The organism is Bacillus sp. ms-22 (assembly GCF_009759805.1).
GTDB lineage: Bacteria > Bacillota > Bacilli > Bacillales > Bacillaceae > Bacillus > Bacillus xiamenensis.
In genome coordinates this window covers 1,420,648-1,437,325 of record NZ_CP046653.1, presented here as the reverse complement: position 1 = coordinate 1,437,325, position 16,678 = coordinate 1,420,648, and the positions used below count along the sequence as shown (strand labels likewise).

Below are 16,678 nucleotides of genomic sequence, written 5' to 3'. Positions count from 1 at the left end.
CTCACCCCTTTCTAAATCATTGTAAAGCTTTTCGTTTATGCGTTAAAAGTTTTTCGCATTCGGTTTGTTAAAGCCATACCGCTCAAAAAACTCTTCTCTAAAATCACCTAAACGATCCTCACGGATAGCTTCTCTCACTTGCTCCATTAATTTTAACAGAAAATGAAGATTATGATAAGTTGTTAATCGAATTCCGAACGTCTCATTTGTACGGATTAAATGTCTAATATAGGCGCGTGTGTAGTTTTTACATGTGTAGCAGTCACAGTTCTCATCAATTGGTCTGAAATCACGCTCATATTTTGCATTTTTCACCACAAGGCGTCCTTCACTTGTCATCAGCGTGCCGTTTCTTGCAATTCTCGTCGGCAGTACACAGTCAAACATATCGACACCGCGAATGGCACCGTCAATTAATGAATCTGGTGAACCGACACCCATTAAGTACCTTGGCTTGTCTGCCGGTAAAAATGGTGTGGTGAACTCTAGCACACGGTTCATCACATCTTTTGGTTCACCAACAGATAAGCCGCCAATTGCGTAGCCTGGGAAATCAAGTGAAACAAGATCTTTTGCACTTTGTTTACGAAGCTCTTCGTATTCTCCGCCTTGGACAATGCCAAACAGACCTTGATCCTCTGGACGCTGGTGCGCTGTTAAGCAGCGCTCTGCCCATCTGCTTGTCCGTTCTACAGAACGTTTCATGTAATCGTATTCTGCTGGGTATGGAGGGCATTCGTCAAACGCCATCATAATATCAGAGCCGAGTGCATTTTGAATCTCCATCGCTTTTTCAGGAGATAGGAACAGCTTATCTCCGTTTAAGTGATTTCGGAAGTGAACGCCTTCTTCTTCAATTTTTCTAAATTCACTCAAAGAAAATACCTGAAAGCCGCCTGAATCTGTTAGAATCGCTCGATCCCAGTTCATAAATTTGTGCAGGCCGCCTGCTTCTTTGACAATGTCATGCCCCGGGCGGAGCCATAGATGGTACGTATTGCTTAAAATGATGCCTGCATCCATTGCTTTTAATTCTTCAGGCGCCATTGTTTTCACTGTAGCCAGCGTACCAACTGGCATAAATACAGGTGTTTCAAAGGAGCCGTGCGGTGTATGAACGCGCCCAAGACGTGCCCCTGTTTGTTTGCATGATTTAATGAACTCATAACGTATCGGTAATTGCGACAAAAATGAGCCCTCCTGTCTTTGTTGATGTTATTGAATCAGCATGGCATCGCCAAAGCTGAAGAATCGGTATTCCTCTTTTACAGCCTCATTATACGCTTTTAGGACGTGCTCTCGTCCAGCTAATGCACTGACAAGCATAATTAATGACGATTTCGGCAGATGGAAATTCGTAATCATGCCATCAATGGCCTTAAATGTATAGCCTGGATAAATAAAGATCGACGTCCATCCGCTTGACGCTTTGAATTCACCATCATAGGCACTTGCAATGGTTTCAAGTGTTCTTGTCGATGTTGTTCCGACTGAAATAATCCGCCCGCCTTCTTTGCGCACGCGATTAAGCTCTTCAGCCGTTTCTTCATTCATTTCGTAAAATTCCGCGTGCATTTCATGTTCTTCGATGCGTTCAGCACTGACCGGACGAAATGTACCAAGCCCCACGTGCAAGGTGATAAAAGCAATATGCACACCTTTTGCTTTTAGCGCATCCAGCAGCTCGGTTGTAAAGTGAAGGCCAGCAGTAGGAGCAGCAGCTGAACCAACCTCTTTCGAGTATACTGTTTGATAGCGCTCACGATCATCAAGCTGCTCTTTAATATATGGAGGTAGCGGCATTTCTCCTAGAGATTCAAGCACTTCATAAAAAATGCCTGTATACTGAAACTCGACTTTTCTTCCGCCATGCTCCAGTTCCTCTGTACACACCGCTTTTAGCCGTCCATCACCAAACGTAACGACCGTTCCTTTTTTCACACGTTTTGCTGGTTTTACGAGCGTTTCCCATTTGTCTCCTTCTTCTTGCTTTAAAAGAAGAAGCTCAACTTTGGCACCTGTATCCTCTTTCGTCCCAAACAGACGCGCAGGTAAAACGCGTGTATTGTTTAAAACGAGACAATCTCCCTTTTGAAAATAATCTGTGATTTGTGAAAATGTATCATGTGTGATCGCACCCGTTTGTTTATTTAAGACCATCAGTCTTGATGCGTCTCGTTTTTCAAGCGGGACTTGCGCAATCAATCTTTCTGGTAAATCAAAATCAAATAGTTCTAGCTTCATTTCCTTCACCTATTCTGTAGTTAACTAGTTAACGTTATTTCATCCGTCCAAAGACATTGAGTAAAATGGTTAGTACGATGCTAATGACAATGCATGTAATAACGGGAAAAAAGAACGTTACGTTTCCTTTTTTCACAAAAATATCACCTGGCAGCTTCCCAACCAATTGAAATACTAAACCTGCGGCAAAAAGGACACCACCTAAAATCATCAACATTTTAGGGAATTCAGTCACGAATCGGAACCTCCATATGAAAATGTTCATACGCTTCTCTTGTGACGACCCGCCCTCTTGGTGTTCTTTGCAAGAAACCAATTTGCAGTAAATACGGTTCGTACACATCTTCAATCGTATGTGATTCTTCTCCAATTGTCGCTGAGATCGTATCAAGTCCAACAGGACCGCCTCTAAATTTTTCGATCATACTTAAAAGCAGCTTGTGATCGATATGATCGAGTCCAAGCCTGTCAACTTGCAGACGCTCAAGGGCATCTTCTGCAATGTCTTGTGTGATGGCATGATTTCCAAGCACCTGCGCAAAATCTCTTACTCTTCTGAGCAGCCGATTGGCGACCCTCGGCGTTCCTCTAGATCGTCTTGCAATCTCTTCAGCTGAGCGAATGTCGATCCCAATCTCAAACAACTCGGCTGTTCTTACCACAATGTCAGCCAAATCTCTTTGCTCATAGTATTCCAATCTTGCATGTACCCCAAACCTGTCACGAAGCGGTGCTGTTAAAAGTCCGACACGGGTCGTTGCGCCTACAAGAGTAAATGGCGGTAAATCAAGCCGGACAGAGCGTGCTGTATCTCCTTTTCCAATCACGATATCTAGACAAAAATCCTCCATCGCTGGGTATAGCACTTCCTCTATTGAGCGCTGCAAGCGATGAATTTCATCAATAAACAGAACATCGCCAGGTTCAAGAGATGTCAAGATCGCCGCCAAATCTCCAGGACGCTCAATGGCAGGTCCAGACGTTGTACGCAGCTGAACATTCATTTCGTTGGCAATAATCGACGCTAGCGTTGTTTTTCCGAGTCCAGGCGGTCCATATAAAAGGACGTGATCCAGCGTTTCCTGCCGCATTCGGGCAGCTTCAATAAACACGCTAAGATTATCTTTTACTTTTTGCTGGCCAATATATTGGCTAAGCGTCTGTGGCCGCAGACTTTGCTCAATGGCTGATTCATGGTTGTCTGCTTCAGTTGAGACGAGCCGTTCATCCATGAGACATCACCCTATTTCAACATTTTTTGTAAAGCTTTTTTCACATATTGATCGGTTGTGAGATTCTTTTCTTCTTTTAATAAAGGGAGAACCTTTTTGATTTCGCGATCACCGTATCCAAGGACACTTAAGGCCTCAAGCGCTTCATCTAATGCAGTTTGCTGCGTTTCGACCTGAATATGATCCTCGTGGGTAAATAAGTTTCCAATCATTTCTGGCACCACATCTGCGAGCTTTCCTTTTAGATCCAGAATGATCTGACGTGCTGTTTTTTTGCCAACACCAGGGAATTTAATGAGAAAAGCTTCATCCTCACGTTCTATCGCTGAAATGACAGCGCCAGGATCACCGGAAGCAAGGATCGCAAGCGCGCCTTTTGGTCCAATCCCTGTGACATTTAACAGTTTTGTGAACAACGCTTTTTCTTCTCGTGTTTGGAATCCATATAACGAAAACGCGTCTTCCTTTATGTAATGATACGTATAAATCGTTTCTTGTTTTGTTACTTGATAGATAAACGGGTTTGGGGTATAGACTTGATATCCCACGCCGCCGTTTTCAATGACAACATATTGCGGGCACACATAATCAATGGTCCCTTTTACAAACTCTATCACCGTTTTCACCTCTTTGACTGTTCTCCATTGTAACATAAATCGAAGAGAAAACCGCAATAAAAGTTAACATACGTTCGCTCAGTCCGTCTTTACGATGTAACCCACGAAAAACAGCTTGCGGTCATCACACCAGCAAGCTGTCACATCATTAAAAGGATCTTTCATGTCGGTAAGGTTTCATGACTTCAAGCACATGCTCAAATTCATCTTTTGTTCGAAACGGAATGCCTTGCTCAAGCTGCTCCTCCACATGGCTTTCTAAACGGGACGTATCAATTTGAAAAAAGAGATGAATAGGCTCCGCCCAGCCGTCAGGCCTTCCATGAAACGTAGAAATCACACCATCCTCAGATAATCCAATATATCCATTTGCTTTACTTAATGGGGATATATCATCAATTTGCTTTCTAAAAAGGGCAAAATCCTCTCGCTGTTCTACCAATGTCCAGCCTTTATACTGCGCCCAAAATGTATCTTTGTCTTCTAATGATGCTTGGTGTCTTTCAATGCTCACATCGCCGTCTAGATAGACTTTTTCAAGCTGAACGTTGATGGTTTTTGACTCTTTTTGCAAGTGTTCTTTTGCTTCCATATCCGCAGCGAAAAAAAGCACACTTGTCATGATAAGTCCTGTAACGAAATATTTCATCTTCACTTTCACTATTTACACCTCTTTAGAACATGAGATCGATGCATGACATATGTAGTTTGACCCATTTTTCTAAACATTAACCAAATCGATAAACCTGACACATATGAAGACTCTTTCATTGTATCCTTCATTCGTAAATGTTATGTTTTATACAACCCTGTTCTACCGAATGACACGGTTTTTTCATCATTCGTTTTTCAGCCGCATAAACTGAAACCAAAGAAGGTGAAGTCAATGTCAGATGTCAAAAGATTAGCCGAGTCGATTCAGTATCATGAAGAAAAACGTTTTAATAAGCTCGCCTTCAAACCGGCAGAGCTTGAGCTGTGCGGCAAAGGAAGAAGTGCCTATGTATTTTCATACAAAAAAGACGGCAAGAACATGGCGTTAAAAGTCTTTTTTCCTTCTTATGAAAACATTGCCCGCAAAGAGGCTGCGATTTACGCAAAACTTTCCGGTTCCTCATACTATCCTGAGATTTATGAATCTGGGGATCGATATATTTTAATGGAATATATTAAAGGCCATACATTCTATGAATGCCTGACAAAGGGAATTCCCATCAATAAACAAATGATTGAACAGGTAGATGATGCGTTAGAGGAAGCACGCGAGAAGGGATTAAATCCTTCTGATATCCATCTACGAAATCTAATTTTAACAAAAGAAGGACGCGTCAAGGTTATTGACGTTGCCCGCTTCACGCAAACGAAAACATGTCATCAGTGGGATGATTTAAAAGCCGCTTATGTCTATTATCAAAAGCCCTTTTTCCCTAAAAAAGCGCCTCGTCTATGGCTTGAAGTGATCGCCTATTTATATAAAAAGAACTGGCTGTCCCGGGGTCAGCTGAACAACCGAAATGATTTCTCTGCATAATGAAAGCCGCTCGAATGAAGAGCGGCTTTTCTGTTTTATTCTGTTTCTACATGGATGCTATTTACATTCAATAAGTTAATGATGTCGTCGTTTAGCTTAAACCAATGATTGGCTTCCTCGATTTTTTTATACACATCATAGGTAGCTGGACGTTTCAGCTCGAAATCAAGCACTTCCCCATTGTTCATATGAAATGTTACCTTAAATACTTTCATCATAAGATCACCTTCCACTCTGTCTTGTTCGCTAACCGAACCGGTCAGCTCCTTTCATTCATTCTCTATTTAACTCGTTTCCCCTGCTTCTTTCCTTCTAAACACAAGAAGTTTAAATGTTGTTTAAAATCGCACAACAATGCGGATCAAGACATTCATGTAGCAGGAGAAAAAGTGAATAAATCATTCGCAAAAACATTCCGAAACGGGCTGCTTGTAGCGGTATCCCCTGGAAACCTTGTCTTCTGGGTATCTGTGTTTGGTGCTGTACTGGCAGATGCTTATACAAAAACAGATTCATCTGAATTTATATTGGCTGCCGCCGGCATTCTGGCAGGGATTCTTCTTCATGACATCGGTCTTCTCACGATTGTATCCTTAACGAGAAAAGTGATGAATCGCACGATGATCAAGTGGACATCCATGATTGCTGGTATTTTATTACTCGGATTTGGCTGTTATTTCTTTTACGAATTTTATATAGGGATTAAGGTTTATTTTTAAGAAAAGGCTAAAGTTCGTCATGAACTTTAGCCTTTTTGATTCCTCAAACTATCGGGTCATGCCTGTTTGGCCTGTTTCAAATTGTGTTCTTCTCATATCTCTGAAGCGTGTAAATGCTCCTTCATCTTTAATGACTTGGACAGCTCTTCCATCCGCATAACGAGTCGCTGCTTCTTCTACTTGTGATACACCCTCTGACGTCAAGCGCCCATCTGTTTTGAGAGCAATATACACATTTTCATCCGTCACCATGACTTGTGAATCTGTCACATGGTTCATTTTGTTCACTCGGTTGGCGATTTTTCTTGAACGCTGAATGTTCTCTTGTTTATCGTAGCCAGAGAACGACATTTGGTTATGATAGTTCATATCTCCATGACTGTAGCGTCCATCTCCACCAGTAAGCGGCATTCTCACTTGATCCTGTGTAGGACGTGAACGATAATCAACATTCGTTGTATTTCTTCCGTTCATTCCGTCCATGAGCTCAGCAACTGGTCCTTGATGATCTTCTCCGTTGTTTGCTGTCCGCTGATTTGAATGGTAACCAACCGGCTGACCTGATTGATTATGACGTGTGTCTACACCAGCATTGTGATTTGTACCACAAGCAGTTAATCCAATAGGAAGAAGCACTAATGCGATTGTTTTTTGCCATTTTTGTCTCAAACGAAAAACCCCCTGTACAAATTGAATCTTATGAGCACGAAACAGGCTCTGTTTTAGGATGTACAGTTAAGGAGAAAAACAAGCTGTCATTTATAAGCAAAAAAAGGAACGATTGAGATCGTCCCTTCTGTCATTAATCTTCTTCGTCTTCTTCTGGTCTTGCGAATACAGATTGATTAGGATACGGCTGCATGTAAGGCTGAGCTGGATAAGCGCCCATTTGACCATAAGGAACAGGAGTTGGATAATGTCCAGGCCATGGCTGATGATGGTGCTTCATGCCATCATCACATCCGCAGTCTTCTTTACCATATGCTTCATTTGAAGCGTTTGGATAAAAGCCTTGATTGGCGTTCGCATTTGCGCCTGCATTTGGATGCATATGGTGGTGCCAGTGATGCCCGTCGTTTGCATGATGCTCATGATTTTCACCGTAATAGGCTGGCGCTTGATACGCAGGATAATACGGCTGAGCTGGGTAAGGATACGGCATCATATGATGATGATAATACGGCTGAACCGGATAACAAAGACCAGATCCCGGTAAAATAGGAGAAGCCGGCACCATTTGCTGCGGGTATGGATACATCGCCGGCATGTAATGACCATGACCATAATAAGGATCATATGGATCATGATGATGCTGATGCTGATGCTCTTTATTTTCAGCCATCCCTCCTACGGCTGCCCCTCCAACATTCGGCATTTGCGGGAAATTAGGAAGGTTTGGGTAATTGCTATGCTCCATATCTTTTCCCTCCTCTTTTTGATGTGGAATATGAATGAATGGATCATATCCCTTTGCCACGTCTTCTTTTAAATGACCCTTATTTTCATGATGAAAATGATCCTTGTGATCTTTGTGGTCCTTTTTCTCATGTACGTGATCTTTTTTCTCATGATGTTCTTTTTTGGGAGGAGGCGAGAATGGCTGGTAGAGATTGGTCTGATAATAGTTCACATCGACTTGCGGAAAAACTGGCTGCTCGATCTTTGGAACTGGCGGCACATAAGGTACTGGTTCATTTGGCTTTTCCTTCGGCTTCGTATCTTGAACTTGCACGACATCCTTTGGCTTTTCTTTTACATACGGGTGTTCTTTCGCTTTTGGCATTTCTTTTGCTTTGTGATGATCGGTTTTCACGGGAACACCACTAGATGGAATTTTGATTTTCATTCCAGGCATGATCAAATCTGGATTACTGAGCTGTGAATTAAGTTTTTTCAATTCTTGAAAGTCGACTCCGTACTTCTTTGAAATTTTCCAAAGGGAGTCTCCTTTTTGCACAATATGAATTTTCAACGTTTTCCCCTCCTATGCAAAACGTGAACGTAGCGGTTATGTCAGAAGTACAATATGTTTCAACATAAATTTATGCCTATTTACAAGCCAATATGATAAAAACTTGTTTTCTCATAGGAGGGGCTGATTCATTATTGAATGGTGAGCATTTTATTTAATGCAAGCAAAGCGTCTTTGGTCATGTCTTCATTGACCTGAATCAAACCGACAGGCTCACCCTTTTCAATGCTTTCTAGTGCCCATAACAAATGAGGCAGATCAATACGGTTCATGGTTAAACATGGACACATATCTGGGTTGAGTGATTCAATTTGTTTGTCAGGATGCTGGTCTATGATGCGTTTCACTAAATTCATTTCTGTCCCTATGGCCCACTTGCTTCCTGCTGGCGCCTGCTTGATTGTGTCAATAATAAATTTTGTTGAACCAGCTAGATCAGAAGCCTTTACCACCTCATGCATACACTCTGGATGGACAAGGATTTGAATGTCACGATCTCTTTTTCGCGTTTCTTCAATATTCCGAATGGTAAATTTCTCATGAACGGAGCAGTGCCCTTTCCATAAAATCATTTTGATCCGATGAAGCGGCTGATCAGTGATGAGCTTTTCTTCTATTTGATCCCAGACAGCCATTTCTTCTAGCGGAATCCCTAAATCATAGGCCGTATTACGCCCTAAATGCTGGTCAGGGAGAAAAAGAATCCGCTCTTTTTGCGTGAGCGCCCACTCCAGTACTTTTTTAGCATTTGAAGAAGTGACAGTCGCCCCGCCATGCTTGCCGACAAATGCTTTAATATCAGCTGTTGAGTTTACATAAGTAAGCGGGAGTATCGTATCGCCAAACAGGTCAGTGAGCTGATCCCATGCGCTGTCTGTTTGTTTCATGTTCGCCATATCTGCCATTGAACAGCCTGCTCTCATATCTGGCAATATGACATGCTGATTCTTTTTTGACAGCATATCTGCCGTTTCCGCCATAAAATGAACGCCGCAGAACACAATGTATTCTGCCTCTTGATTATCAGCTGCGATTTGCGCCAGCTGCAATGAATCACCTGTGGCATCTGCAAACTGGATCACCTCATCCTTTTGATAATGATGACCCGGTATAAAAAGCTTTGATCCAAAATTTCGTTTAATGTCTAACACACGCTGCTTCATTTCTTCATAAGAGCGGTGCTTATATTCATCTGGCATCATCGTTGTGTGTTGTGCCGCAAATACATCAAGCATGGACATGAGTCGTTCCCCCTTTATGACTGAATTCCATATTCATACTAAAATCAAATGATGGAGCAGAATGTGTCAGAAAGCCAAGTGAAATAAGGTCTACACCTGTCCCCCGGTAGCTTGGTAGCGTCTCTAACGTGATGCCGCCTGATGCCTCTGTCAAAATGGTTTCAGGTGTCATCTGTTTAAACCGTTTCACTTCATCCGGAGAGCAGTTATCAAACATGATGACATCTGCTTTGGCGTCAATGGCTTCCAGTAGCTGTGCTTCGGATTCAATTTCCACTTCAATTTTCACCATATGACCGGCGTATGCTCTAGCTTTCTCTACAGCTTCACGGATAGAGCCACATGCGGCAATATGATTATCTTTAATCATCACACCATCTGATAAGCCGAAGCGATGATTCTTTCCGCCTCCGACTTTCACTGCGTATTTCTCTAACATGCGCAAACCGGGTGTCGTCTTTCTCGTATCACAAATCGTAATAGATGGATCAGCTAATCGCTCTACTGCTTCATGAGTGAGAGTTGCGATACCTGTCATTCTCTGAAGTATATTCAAAATAACCCGTTCCCCTTTTAGCAGGTCGTTGACAGGGCCGCTTATTTCTGCCAGTACAGCCCCTTTATGAATCCAATCGCCTTCCTGAAAAAACAGCACAGTTTCAATCTGTTCATTCAAAAGCTCGTATCCCATCTCAATGACTTGTGATCCTGCCAATACGCCGGATTGTTTCGCAATGATGTAAGCTGTTCCTTTCTTATCTTCAAAGATGGCATCAGCGGATACATCTCCAAAGCCAATATCTTCTGTTAGAAAATGTGTAAGCATCTGTTTTAACTGTAAACGTTCCATTTGGCACCAATCCTTTCATTTTTGATGATGTGAATTTGCCCTTGTTCATGTACTATCTGTTTCCCCTGCCACAAAGCATCATGGCGCTTTGGATAATCCTTGCGATAATGACCGCCCCTGCTTTCTGTCCGGAGTAATGCCGATTTGGCAAGGCAACTGGCTAATGCCCATTGATTGCTTAATTCGATTTGCTCATTTGTGATATTCTTCACATTAGTTTGCTGAAAAGAGACATGTTCTAATTCATGAAGCAAGGTCTGTAAGCCTTTTTCATCTCTCACAATGGCGGCATATGCTGTCATCCATTGTCTGAGCTGAGCCTCTGACATAGCCGGGACAGACCATATTTCTTGTATTGAAAGAGATGGGATGGTTTCTTGGTGAACGGCCAATTGCTCGATACGCCGAGCCGCTTTGCTGCCTAAAACGAGACCTTCCAAAAGAGAATTACTTGCCAATCGATTGGCGCCGTGTAAACCTGTACAGGCCGCTTCACCGATGGCAAAAAGCGATGGAACTGTTGTTTCTCCATGTTCATTGACCTTGATTCCGCCCATTAAAAAGTGCATACCGGGTGAAACAGGCAGCCGGCCGCTTGCCGTATCGACTCCAGCACGCTGACACATCGCATCAATCGCTGGAAACCGTGCAGAAAAATGCAGAATATCCTGTATGTTGAGATCAATAGAATGACCTAGCTGCTGCTCATGGAAAATGGTTCTTGCCACGACATCTCTAGGAGCTAAATCACCAAGTGGGTGAATACCATTCATGATCCGTCTGCCCGATTCATCTTCTAAATAGGCACCCTCTCCCCTGACTGCCTCTGATACGAGACCGACTGCTTTACCAGCAATCGTCAGAAGGGTCGGATGGAATTGGACAAATTCTAAATCCACTAATTGTGCGCCGGCTCGATAGGCCATCATTAGCCCATCTCCTGTCACAGAAGGGTCATTTGTGTTTATCTCATATAATGAGCCACAGCCGCCAGTGGATAACACCACTGCATCTGCGGTCATTGTATGTACGTGTCCCTCCTCGTCTTTCCACACAACACCAATACATGTCCCTTCATGAATTAATAGATCAATGACATGATGGTTTTCGTATACATGGATATGTGAGCCAAGCTTGCCTTTCAAAAACTGCACAAGTGTTTTACCTGTTTGATCTCCTCCTGCATGCAGAATGCGATGAAAAGTATGTGCTCCCTCTTTACCTAACTGCGGCATTCCCGCTTCATTTCGATCAAATGGACAGCCTTCTTCTACAAGCTGATCCACAAGGTTTTTTCCAAGCCGTACGATCTCTTCTACGGTTTTGTCATCATTGTGATCACAGCCGGCAGCTAGTGTGTCTTGCACATGCTGATCGACAGAATCGTGTGCTGAAAAAGCAGCAGCGATTCCTCCTTGTGCAAGCATAGAATTACTAGAGGAAAATTGTTTTTTTGTCATGATGATGACTTGGCAGTTGTCTGAGATGGTATTCGCAAAGGAAAGAGCCGCAATGCCTGATCCCACCACAATGACTTTTTTGATTGATGACACAATCTCCCCTCCTGTCATTTACACCTGTCTTGACACATATCATTACACAACACTACAATAAATACAAGAAAAAATTTTTATACGGGAGTTGGATGGGTTTGATCTATTTAGATTATGCAGCCTCTACACCTGTTTCTGACGAAGCGCTACATGTATTCCAGCAGCTGAGCAAAGAGTGCTACGGGAATGCAAGCAGCCTTCATGATGCAGGCGGAAGAGCAAATGACATATTGACTTACAGCAGACAATCACTTGCGACAATCTTAGAGGGCGAACCCGGCGGCATTTACTTTACAAGTGGAGGAACTGAATCCAATATCCTTGCGATTCAATCCATCATGAATGGACTTCCGCCGCATAAACGGCATGTCATCACAACATCAGTAGAGCACCCTTCCGTTCATTATGCGGTCAATGCCATGCAGCGCCTCGGTGTGAAGGTCACGATTATCGAACCGAACCAAGAAGGGATCATCACAGCGGAAATTCTCAAACAAGCTTTATTGCCTGAAACAGGACTCGTATCCATCCAGCATGCCAACTCAGAAACAGGAATTATCCAGCCTTTGGCTGAATTAGCGGCTCTTTTAAAAGAAAGACAGGTTCTTTTTCATACAGATGCAGTGCAAACATTTGGGAAAATTCGTGTGTCCGTGAAGGAACTTGGGGTGGATGCGATCTCCATTTCCAGTCATAAAGTGTATGCACCTAAGGGTACAGGCGCTGTCTATTTGGACACACATGTCCCTTGGAAGCCTTTATATGAAGGGGCAGTGCAGGAAAACGGCCTACGCCCAGGGACTGTGAACATTCCTTCTATTGGTGCTTTTGTTGCCGCGAGCGAACAAATAATGCTTCAGATCGAGGAGCAGCAGCAGCTCGATGGTCAGCTTCGTGATTATTTTCTTCAGCAGCTAAAAAAACGACAGCTGCCTGTCCGTACGCTGCAAGGCAGTGGAAAGCGCCGCATTCTGCCTCATATTATTGGTTGTTTTTTTGAAGGGTTTGAAGGACAATATGTAATGTTAGCATGTAACCGAAACGGGGTTTGTATATCGACTGGAAGCGCATGTGCTTCTGGTTATCATCATCCTTCCCCAGCTGTGAAGGCATTGCATGTATCAGATCGTGATGCCCTTCAATTCATTCGAATATCATTTGGACGAGGATCATCAAAAGATGACATCGACCAGCTTTTGCATACATTTGAGAGCTTGCAAAAGGAGAAGAAAGGAGCATAAAACGTGGAGCATGAGAGAAAACTCATTGGCGAAGAGAGAAGATCCGCCATTTTAGAGTGGCTGAAAGAAACAGATACACCGCTTACCGGAAGCTATTTAGCTAAAAAAGCCGCTGTATCTCGACAAGTCATTGTACAAGATATCTCATTACTAAAAGCAAAAAATGAACCCATTATTGCCACAAGTCAAGGCTATGTGTATATGGCACCGCAGCATGCGCCGGAAACCGAAATTGAACAGATCATTGCCTGCAAGCATGATCCTCATCGTACAGAAGAGGAGCTGATACTAATTGTAGATCATGGTGTAACGGTGAAAGACGTTATAATCGAACACCCAGTTTACGGTGAGCTGACAGCCTCCATTCGTGTCAGCACACGTAAACAAGTCGCTGATTTCGTTCATCACATTTCTAACACTGGCGCCTCCTATTTGTCAGAGCTAACAGACGGCGTGCACTTACATACACTCACTTCTTACAGCCAAAAAAAGCTTGACCAAGCCATTCAGGCGCTGGATGACGCCGGATTTCTTATTAAAGACTAAAAAAATAGTGTCCTGTTTGGACACTATCAGATTGTTGACAAAGGGCTAAAATGATCTTTATTTTAGCCCTTTGTCTTCTTTTCATCGTGACCTGAAAACCTTTGCAGTCTAGTCTAGGAAGGACGAGTACAGGAGCGGAGCGAATTTGACATTCGTGAGCACCGGCACGCAGGACTGACAAAGAATGCGAGGGTTTGTCTACACGCTGAATAGTGTCCTGTTGGGACACTATTTTTCATTCGTTAATTCATATGTTTGATAGCTGCCAAGCAGTTTGACCTCGCAGCCAATCGCTTCTAATTCTTGAATCGCACCAGGGACAAGCACGTCATCCATCTCTTTTTCGATATCAATGATAAATAAATAGTGTCCAAGACCCGTTTTTGTCGGACGGGATTCAATTTTTGACAAGTTCAGATTCCGCCAAGAAAAAGCAGATAACACGCGGTGTAATGCACCTGATTGGTCATCCTTTGGCAGACTGACAACAATGGTTGTTTTTGGCTTCGAAGAAAAGCCTGAATTCATTGGAAACGATGCCTTAGGGTCTTTATGTAAAATAACAAAGCGTGTGTGATTGTGCGGATAATCATGAATGTCTTTTTTCGCAATGGCCAATCCGTACGTTTTTGCGGCAATCTCATTGGCAATCGCACCAACAGCTTCATCGGGATGCTCACTAATATATTTCGCTGCATAGCCTGTTGATTCCACCGGTCTATGCGGAATATCAGGGTACTGCTTTTTCAAAAATTGATGACACTGCGCAATTGCGTGTGGATGTGACTGAATCACATCTAATGTCTCCCAGCTCTCCGCTTTTGATGGATGGACAAGCAGGTGCTGGCGAATCGGTGCTGTCATTTCGCCAACAATGGACAGTGCGTCTTCATGGATTAAATAATCAATCGTTAAGTTTACAGATCCTTCGAGTGCATTTTCAAGTGGAACGACCGCCAAATCTACTTCGCCCTTTGACACAGCATCCATACATTGCGGAATGGTTGCATAAGCCCGCTGCACTGCATCTTTTGGAAAGCAAGAACATACGGCCAAATGAGTAAATGTTGCCTCTGGTCCAAAATAACCTACAGTTAATTGCTTCATCTGCTATGATCTCTCCTTTTACGCCCCAGAACCGAGAATTTCAACTTTTTCGACAAATTCAAGTTTTCTTAATTGATTCATGACTGTATGGATATCATCTACCATGCCAGCCGTACTGATCGATAGGGTGACATTGGCTCTTCCTTGCAGCGGAATGGTTTGGTGAATGGATAACACATTACAGCCAGAGTCAGCCACAATTTGCAGCAGCCTTGACAGAGCCCCAGACCGATCCTCTAGGTGGAAAAACAATGTGATGATCTGCTCTTTCACCATCGTATAAAATGGAAAAACAGCATCCCGGTATTTATAAAAAGCACTGCGGCTTAAATCCGCTTTCTGAACAGCATCCGCAACTGAATCCGCTTTTTTGCGATCGAGAAGCTTTTTGACTTCAAGCGTTTTTCGCATCGCATCTGGAAGTACATCCTCTCTTACTAAATAGAACGTTTCTTCTTTCACCTGTTTTCTCCCCTTTTAAAAACGGGAGAGCCCATGAACTGGACCCTCCTTTTGATCAATCAATAAATTCAAATTCAAATTCAAGCAGACGAATGATGTCGCCATCTTTCGCACCACGCTCACGCAGGGCATCATCGACACCCATTCCGCGAAGCTGTCTAGAGAATCGTTTCACTGACTCGTCTCTTGAGAAATCTGTCATCTTAAACAATCGCTCCAGTGCTTTACCCGTTAAAACAAACGTGCCATCAGGATCTCTTGAGATCTCAAATGCTGCTTCCCCTTCATCAAACTTGTACATCACGCGGTTATCAGACAGCTCCTCTTCATTGTAGAGCGGGAATTCCGGTGTTGTTTCAAGCTGATTGGCGATCTCAAATAAGAGCTCACGAAGCCCTTCTCTTGTGATCGCACTAATTGGGAACACTTTATGGTCATCCGTTAGTTTTTCTTTAAATGCTGCTAGATTGTCAGCTGCATCTGGCATGTCCATTTTGTTGGCCACAATGATTTGTGGACGCTCTGTCAATCTCATATTGTACTGCTCAAGCTCTTCATTAATCGTCACATAATCTTCGTAAGGGTCACGTCCTTCAAGTCCTGACATATCAATGACATGGACAATGACACGTGTACGCTCAATGTGGCGTAAAAATTGATGACCTAAACCAACGCCTTGGTGCGCGCCTTCAATTAGTCCCGGCAGATCCGCCATGACAAAGCTTCGGTTATCATCAGTCTCGACAACACCAAGATTCGGCACAAGCGTTGTAAAATGATAATCTGCAATTTTCGGTTTCGCAGAAGAGACAATGGAAAGCAGCGTCGACTTCCCGACACTTGGGAAACCAACGAGTCCAACATCTGCAAGTACTTTTAATTCCAGGATAACGTCACGTTCTTTACCCGGTTCACCATTTTCAGAAAGCTGTGGTGCAGGGTTTGCAGGTGTTGCAAAGCGTGTATTTCCACGTCCGCCTCGTCCACCTTTTGCAATGACTGCCCGCTGCCCATGCTCTGTTAAGTCAGCAAGTACTTGTCCCGTTTCTGCATCTGTTACCACTGTACCAGGTGGAACTTTGACGACCATTTCTTCCGCATTACGGCCATGCTGGTTTTTACTCATCCCGTGCTCGCCGCGATCCGCCTTGAAATGACGTTTATAACGAAAGTCCATCAACGTTCTGAGTCCTTCGTCCACCTCAAATACAACATCTGCACCATTTCCGCCGTCGCCGCCTGCTGGACCGCCTTTTGGCACATATTTTTCACGACGGAACGCTACCATACCGTTTCCGCCGTCACCGCCTTTAACATACACTTTAACCTGATCTACAAACATAACTTCCTCCGTTTCTCTGCA

18 protein-coding genes and 1 pseudogene are annotated in these 16,678 nt (G+C 43.4%); 4 read left to right on the top strand and 15 right to left on the bottom strand.

Translation table 11 applies throughout. The features are described 5' to 3' along the window. Positions 1–42: 42 nt before the first annotated feature. The 6 genes from tgt to GPA07_RS07440 all read right to left on the bottom strand — a co-directional run bounded on the left by tgt (position 43) and on the right by GPA07_RS07440 (position 4,742). Positions 43–1,188 (bottom strand): tRNA guanosine(34) transglycosylase Tgt, encoded by a 1,146-nt coding sequence (gene tgt, locus GPA07_RS07465; RefSeq protein ID WP_008360996.1) that lies wholly within the window; start codon positions 1,186–1,188, stop codon positions 43–45. A 27-nt stretch (positions 1,189–1,215) separates the two neighbouring features. Beyond that, positions 1,216–2,244, bottom strand: coding sequence for a tRNA preQ1(34) S-adenosylmethionine ribosyltransferase-isomerase QueA (gene queA / locus GPA07_RS07460; RefSeq protein ID WP_157292284.1), 1,029 nt, complete (start codon positions 2,242–2,244; stop codon positions 1,216–1,218). A gap of 34 nt (positions 2,245–2,278) precedes the next feature. Then, the gene (locus tag GPA07_RS07455) at positions 2,279–2,479 is read right to left on the bottom strand and encodes a DUF2905 domain-containing protein (protein WP_008342752.1); all 201 of its coding nucleotides are present in this window, start codon (positions 2,477–2,479) and stop codon (positions 2,279–2,281) included. Continuing rightward, positions 2,472–3,476 carry a Holliday junction branch migration DNA helicase RuvB gene (gene ruvB / locus GPA07_RS07450; protein ID WP_008361000.1) on the bottom strand — a complete coding sequence of 335 codons (1,005 nt, stop codon included), beginning with the start codon at positions 3,474–3,476 and terminating at the stop codon, positions 2,472–2,474. The genes GPA07_RS07455 and ruvB overlap by 8 nt, the downstream gene beginning before the upstream one ends. A gap of 11 nt (positions 3,477–3,487) precedes the next feature. Then, entirely contained in the window at positions 3,488–4,093 is a 606-nt protein-coding gene (gene ruvA / locus GPA07_RS07445) for a Holliday junction branch migration protein RuvA (protein ID WP_008361001.1), read from the bottom strand. Between the two features lie 148 nt (positions 4,094–4,241). Beyond that, on the bottom strand, positions 4,242–4,742 hold the full coding sequence (locus tag GPA07_RS07440) for a BofC C-terminal domain-containing protein (protein ID WP_406566810.1): 501 nt from the start codon (positions 4,740–4,742) through the stop codon (positions 4,242–4,244). Between the two features lie 237 nt (positions 4,743–4,979). Here GPA07_RS07440 and GPA07_RS07435 point away from each other — a divergent pair, with 237 nt between their 5' ends. Next, positions 4,980–5,624 carry a serine/threonine protein kinase gene (locus GPA07_RS07435; protein WP_071168856.1) on the top strand — a complete coding sequence of 215 codons (645 nt, stop codon included), beginning with the start codon at positions 4,980–4,982 and terminating at the stop codon, positions 5,622–5,624. 35 nt (positions 5,625–5,659) lie between these two features. Here the strand turns inward: GPA07_RS07435 and GPA07_RS07430 are convergent, their stop codons facing one another. Continuing rightward, positions 5,660–5,842 carry a hypothetical protein gene (locus GPA07_RS07430; RefSeq protein ID WP_174549238.1) on the bottom strand — a complete coding sequence of 61 codons (183 nt, stop codon included), beginning with the start codon at positions 5,840–5,842 and terminating at the stop codon, positions 5,660–5,662. Between the two features lie 126 nt (positions 5,843–5,968). Between GPA07_RS07430 and GPA07_RS07425 the strand changes: the two are divergent. Beyond that, positions 5,969–6,343 (top strand): annotated as a pseudogene (locus GPA07_RS07425) (LysE family transporter); the annotation flags it as partial. 48 nt (positions 6,344–6,391) lie between these two features. Here GPA07_RS07425 and GPA07_RS07420 read toward each other — a convergent pair. The 5 genes from GPA07_RS07420 to nadB all read right to left on the bottom strand — a co-directional run bounded on the left by GPA07_RS07420 (position 6,392) and on the right by nadB (position 11,977). Further along, on the bottom strand, positions 6,392–7,012 hold the full coding sequence (locus GPA07_RS07420) for a YhcN/YlaJ family sporulation lipoprotein (RefSeq protein WP_008361012.1): 621 nt from the start codon (positions 7,010–7,012) through the stop codon (positions 6,392–6,394). 133 nt (positions 7,013–7,145) lie between these two features. After that, complete coding sequence (gene safA, locus GPA07_RS07415) at positions 7,146–8,315, bottom strand: SafA/ExsA family spore coat assembly protein (RefSeq protein WP_008361014.1); 1,170 nt, start codon at positions 8,313–8,315, stop codon at positions 7,146–7,148. A gap of 131 nt (positions 8,316–8,446) precedes the next feature. Beyond that, positions 8,447–9,556 carry a quinolinate synthase NadA gene (gene nadA, locus GPA07_RS07410; protein WP_157292283.1) on the bottom strand — a complete coding sequence of 370 codons (1,110 nt, stop codon included), beginning with the start codon at positions 9,554–9,556 and terminating at the stop codon, positions 8,447–8,449. Beyond that, a complete protein-coding gene (gene nadC, locus GPA07_RS07405) occupies positions 9,543–10,406 on the bottom strand; it encodes a carboxylating nicotinate-nucleotide diphosphorylase (RefSeq protein WP_008361019.1) in 864 nt (287 codons plus the stop codon). The genes nadA and nadC overlap by 14 nt, the downstream gene beginning before the upstream one ends. Next, positions 10,388–11,977, bottom strand: a complete 1,590-nt coding sequence (gene nadB / locus GPA07_RS07400; protein WP_442859325.1) for an L-aspartate oxidase — start codon at positions 11,975–11,977, stop codon at positions 10,388–10,390. The genes nadC and nadB overlap by 19 nt, the downstream gene beginning before the upstream one ends. A gap of 74 nt (positions 11,978–12,051) precedes the next feature. Here nadB and GPA07_RS07395 point away from each other — a divergent pair, with 74 nt between their 5' ends. Then, a complete protein-coding gene (locus tag GPA07_RS07395; RefSeq protein WP_157292281.1) occupies positions 12,052–13,200 on the top strand; it encodes an IscS subfamily cysteine desulfurase in 1,149 nt (382 codons plus the stop codon). 3 nt (positions 13,201–13,203) lie between these two features. After that, a complete protein-coding gene (locus GPA07_RS07390) occupies positions 13,204–13,746 on the top strand; it encodes a transcription repressor NadR (RefSeq protein ID WP_157292280.1) in 543 nt (180 codons plus the stop codon). A gap of 228 nt (positions 13,747–13,974) precedes the next feature. Here the strand turns inward: GPA07_RS07390 and pheA are convergent, their stop codons facing one another. The 3 genes from pheA to obgE are packed head-to-tail and all read right to left on the bottom strand — an operon-like array spanning position 13,975 to position 16,657. Further along, positions 13,975–14,853, bottom strand: a complete 879-nt coding sequence (pheA, locus tag GPA07_RS07385; protein WP_008357894.1) for a prephenate dehydratase — start codon at positions 14,851–14,853, stop codon at positions 13,975–13,977. 18 nt (positions 14,854–14,871) lie between these two features. After that, positions 14,872–15,315 (bottom strand): ACT domain-containing protein, encoded by a 444-nt coding sequence (locus tag GPA07_RS07380; protein WP_157292279.1) that lies wholly within the window; start codon positions 15,313–15,315, stop codon positions 14,872–14,874. A 55-nt stretch (positions 15,316–15,370) separates the two neighbouring features. Then, positions 15,371–16,657: a GTPase ObgE gene (obgE, locus tag GPA07_RS07375; protein WP_071168850.1), complete on the bottom strand. Its 1,287-nt coding sequence runs from the start codon at positions 16,655–16,657 to the stop codon at positions 15,371–15,373. Positions 16,658–16,678 lie beyond the last annotated feature (21 nt).

Coding starts and splice junctions, on each gene's coding strand:
- queA (WP_157292284.1), bottom strand. CDS start 2,244: ATGAAGCTAGAACTATTTGATTTTGATTTACCAGAAAGATTGATTGCG.
- ruvB (WP_008361000.1), bottom strand. CDS start 3,476: ATGGATGAACGGCTCGTCTCAACTGAAGCAGACAACCATGAATCAGCC.
- GPA07_RS07440 (WP_406566810.1), bottom strand. CDS start 4,742: ATGAAATATTTCGTTACAGGACTTATCATGACAAGTGTGCTTTTTTTC.
- GPA07_RS07435 (WP_071168856.1), top strand. CDS start 4,980: ATGTCAGATGTCAAAAGATTAGCCGAGTCGATTCAGTATCATGAAGAA.
- GPA07_RS07430 (WP_174549238.1), bottom strand. CDS start 5,842: ATGATGAAAGTATTTAAGGTAACATTTCATATGAACAATGGGGAAGTG.
- nadA (WP_157292283.1), bottom strand. CDS start 9,556: ATGTCCATGCTTGATGTATTTGCGGCACAACACACAACGATGATGCCA.
- nadC (WP_008361019.1), bottom strand. CDS start 10,406: ATGGAACGTTTACAGTTAAAACAGATGCTTACACATTTTCTAACAGAA.
- nadB (WP_442859325.1), bottom strand. CDS start 11,977: ATGACAGGAGGGGAGATTGTGTCATCAATCAAAAAAGTCATTGTGGTG.
- GPA07_RS07395 (WP_157292281.1), top strand. CDS start 12,052: ATGGGTTTGATCTATTTAGATTATGCAGCCTCTACACCTGTTTCTGAC.
- pheA (WP_008357894.1), bottom strand. CDS start 14,853: ATGAAGCAATTAACTGTAGGTTATTTTGGACCAGAGGCAACATTTACT.
- obgE (WP_071168850.1), bottom strand. CDS start 16,657: ATGTTTGTAGATCAGGTTAAAGTGTATGTTAAAGGCGGTGACGGCGGA.